The sequence below is a fragment of the Mycobacterium sp. genome, from assembly GCF_032162605.1.
GTDB lineage: Bacteria > Actinomycetota > Actinomycetes > Mycobacteriales > Mycobacteriaceae > Mycobacterium.
This window is the reverse complement of sequence record NZ_JAVROT010000638.1, coordinates 1-3,269: the sequence shown is the minus strand read 5'-3', so window position 1 is coordinate 3,269 and position 3,269 is coordinate 1. Positions and strand designations below refer to the sequence as shown.

At 65.4% G+C, this 3,269-nt stretch carries 4 protein-coding genes; 1 reads left to right on the top strand and 3 read right to left on the bottom strand.

Annotation, left to right across the window (positions count from 1 at the left end; genetic code table 11):
- From QOI01_RS36305 to QOI01_RS36295, 3 genes are all read right to left on the bottom strand, one after another.
- Positions 1 to 537: aldehyde dehydrogenase family protein (locus QOI01_RS36305; protein ID WP_526389113.1), on the bottom strand; the 537-nt coding region annotated here is incomplete at its 3' end.
- Positions 538 to 673: 136 nt separating this feature from the next.
- The gene (locus tag QOI01_RS36300) at positions 674 to 1,618 is read right to left on the bottom strand and encodes a class I SAM-dependent methyltransferase (RefSeq protein WP_526389111.1); all 945 of its coding nucleotides are present in this window, start codon (positions 1,616 to 1,618) and stop codon (positions 674 to 676) included.
- Between the two features lie 115 nt (positions 1,619 to 1,733).
- The gene (locus QOI01_RS36295) at positions 1,734 to 2,369 is read right to left on the bottom strand and encodes a TetR/AcrR family transcriptional regulator (RefSeq protein ID WP_526389109.1); all 636 of its coding nucleotides are present in this window, start codon (positions 2,367 to 2,369) and stop codon (positions 1,734 to 1,736) included.
- 187 nt (positions 2,370 to 2,556) lie between these two features.
- Between QOI01_RS36295 and QOI01_RS36290 the strand changes: the two genes are divergently transcribed.
- Positions 2,557 to 3,123, top strand: a complete 567-nt coding sequence (locus QOI01_RS36290; protein WP_526389107.1) for a TetR/AcrR family transcriptional regulator — start codon at positions 2,557 to 2,559, stop codon at positions 3,121 to 3,123.
- Positions 3,124 to 3,269 lie beyond the last annotated feature (146 nt).

The window sequence follows — 3,269 nt, the reverse complement described above, 5'->3', positions numbered from 1 at the left end:
CGCGTCGGGATCCAGGTACCGCGGCACCAGCTCGGCCATCAGCGCCGAGGACGCCGGAGACACCTCGGACGGCTTGAGGACGACGGTGTTGCCTGCGGCGATCGCCCCAACGGCGGGTCCGAACGTCAACGCGAACGGGAAATTCCAGGCGCCGATGATCAGCACCGTGCCGTACGGCTCGTACTGCACCCAACCGCGGCCCGGCAGCTGGGAGAACTCGAGCATCCGATGCTTGCGCCTGGTCCACTTGCCGACGTTCTTCGCGGCGTCGGCGGCTTCACCCGCAGTGCCGACGACGTCGGCGAGCCACGCTTCGAAGGGCTTGCGGCCGAGGTCCTGCTCGAGGGCGGCGGCGATGGCCGGCTCGTTGTCCACCATCAGCTTCTGCAGCGCTTCCAGCTGCCGCCTGCGCCATGCGACGTCGCGCGTGCGGCCGGTGGCGAAGGTCTTCCGCAGGCGCGCGACCACGGCGGGGACGTCGACGGCGGTGCCAGCTGCGCTGGTCGGAGCTTGGACTTCTTCGGCGTGTGTGGTCATTGGGAGTCCTTCCTGACCCGAGGAAGCTTCGGTTGATTGCTCCTCGCGTCGCCTGATCCTAACCAACCACCCGGTTGACGGGCGGGCTTCGCCCGGTCCCGCCTCGTGCGCCTCGCGGCCCCATTCGGCCTGCGATTCAGCCGCGTTCTCCCACGACGAACGTCGAGAACGCGTCCTCGTCGGTCTGCTCGGTCAGCACCCAGCGGTCCAACCGCTGCATCTCCGTCTGCGAGGTGACACCCGATGCCGTCCAGCCGTGATCGTTCAGCCACTCCGTGACGTCCGCGCGGTCGGGATCGTTGTACATCAGCTCCTGGACGTCGAGCGCCTGCTCCATCTCGAACTTGGCGGACAGCTGCTGAAAGCGCTCACGCATCTGTGTGCGCCGCTCCTCCGAATGCACGCCGACCGTCTCGGCGGCGACGCGGCTACCCGGGGCGCTCAGCGCGGTGATCCGCTCGAACAACAGGTCCTGCGCGTCGGCGGGCAGATACATCAGGAGGCCTTCGGCCAACCAGGCCGTCGGCGCGGTCTCGTCGAAGCCCGCGTCGCGCAGCGCCGCCGGCCACTCGAAGCGGAGGTCGACGGGCACCTGCCGCAGGGCCGCCGACGACGGCTCGACACCGTGTTCCGCCAGCGTTGCCGACTTGTACTCCAACACCTTCGGCTGATCGATCTCGAAGACCGTCGTGCCGGTGGGCCAGTCCAACCGGTAGGCACGGGAGTCCAGACCCGATGCCAGGATCACGATCTGGCGGATTCCTCCCGCGGTCGCATCGGCGAAGAAGGCGTCGAAGAAATGCGTCCGCACCGCCTGGTAGTTGCCCATGTGCTCGAAGATCGCGGCGGCTTCGGCTCCATCTTCACCGGCTTCCTTGACCTTCTCGATGAAGGCATCGTCGAGCATGAACTCCCAGACGCCCGTCCCAGCACCGGCCACCAGGATCTTCGCGTAGGGATCGCGGATCAGTGGCTCATCGCGATCGGTTTCGCCCGCCCGGGCGGCGGCCACCATCACCGCGGTGGACCCGACGCTGGTGGCGATGTCCCAGGTGTCGTCGTGTGTACGCAAAGAGCTCATCGTGGTGCCGTCCGTCGGGTAGCGCTACAGGTCGTTCGCAATGCTACCGAGGAAGTTAGCCGTGCTAGCCGTATCTGTGTGGTACATCACGCCGGACGCTCGGTGACGCGATGAGTTACTCGGTCAGCGTCCAGAGTTTGTTCGCCAAAAGCAGCTCCAGCTTATCGACGATGGCCCTCAGCTCGTCGTGGCCGCCGACGTACCCGGCATAGAAACCCATGCCCCACATCACCGCGACCAACATCTCGACCAGCGTCGGGACGTCCGCATCCGTCGTCAGCTCGCCTCGCTCGATCGAATCGTTGACGGCCCAGGTCACGAACGCTCGGGACGTCTTCAACGAGTTGTGTTCGTCGCGGCTGAGCTCGGGGTGCCGCTGCGATTCGAGCACCGACGTCACCAGGAACGCAGCGGCCGATCGATCACGGGATTCCGCCTGCATGGCCGCTGAGAAAAACGCCGTCAACCTCTTCAGGAGCGACGTTTGTCCCTCCACCTTGGCCATCCCCGCGGCAACCACCATCTCGTTGGTCTTCTCGACCACTTCGCCATACAACGCACGCTTGCTGGCGAAGTAGTGATTAATGGCTGGGCGGGTCAGATCGGCACGTATTGCGATTGCTTGGAATGTTGCTGCGTCGTAACCGAGTTCGCTGAAAACCTCGCGCGCCGCACGCACAATGCGCTCACGGGTCTCAGCGGCCTTCGCTGCAGGCGGGCGGCCAGGTCCTCGGGTAGCGGTATACGGCACAGTCAAATTCTGCCACACGTCACCGGGCCATTAGAGCCCAAAGGTTGCGGAGCCGTAAAAATTCACCTTCCAGCAAACCATCATCGCCGTCAATCAGGGGTGTCCGCCCGAAATGTTACGAAATTCCGACATAGCTGAGCGGTCCAATCGGTGGCGCACACAGCGCTGAGAACTATGGTTTTCATCCATGGTGGCTGGTGTGTCCCGGGAGTCGTACTTCGAGACTGGCCTCGACGTGCTCTCCGACCTCGGATACGGAGGCCTCAAGCTCGCCGAGGTGTGCAATCGCCTCGGCGTCACCACGGGTTCCTTCTATCACTACTTCGCCAGCTGGTCGGCGTACACCAGGGACCTGGTGGCGCACTGGGTCGAACAGCGCACTGTCAAGAGCATCGAGGTGATGGGCACCGAACCCGACCCGCGGCGCCGCATCGGGGCCTACATCCAGGTGGCACTCGCGCTTCCCCACCGCGCCGAGGCGGCGATCCGTGTCTGGAGTTCGATCGACGCCGGTGTTCGCGCCGTGCAGTCCGCCGTCGACCAGCGGCGGTACGACCTCCTCTCCGACGCGGCCTTCGAGATCCTCGACCACAAGCACCAGGCCCAGGTGTTCGCCTCCTGGGCGATGTACCTGTTGATCGGTTACGAGCAGTCGAACCTCCCACGCGACCCCGACGACCTCGAATGGATCGCGGACCAGATGCTCGAGACATTGGATTCCGGCCGGTTCGGCTCGGTGCCGGACGCGAGCTGACACCCCGGTCTAACATCCGGTTCATGCGGACCCCGGCTGGCCTCTGGCGCCGGGGAAAAGAGCGGGTCATGGAACGCGACCCGGAGAACGACGCTGCCCGTCGAGCGGTCCGGGCGGCGATCGTGCTGCCGCTGGCAGCCGCCGTC

Excerpts from the sequence above, each read along its gene's own strand:
- QOI01_RS36300 (WP_526389111.1), bottom strand. The coding sequence starts at position 1,618 with ATGAGCTCTTTGCGTACACACGACGACACCTGGGACATCGCCACCAGC.
- QOI01_RS36290 (WP_526389107.1), top strand. The coding sequence starts at position 2,557 with ATGGTGGCTGGTGTGTCCCGGGAGTCGTACTTCGAGACTGGCCTCGAC.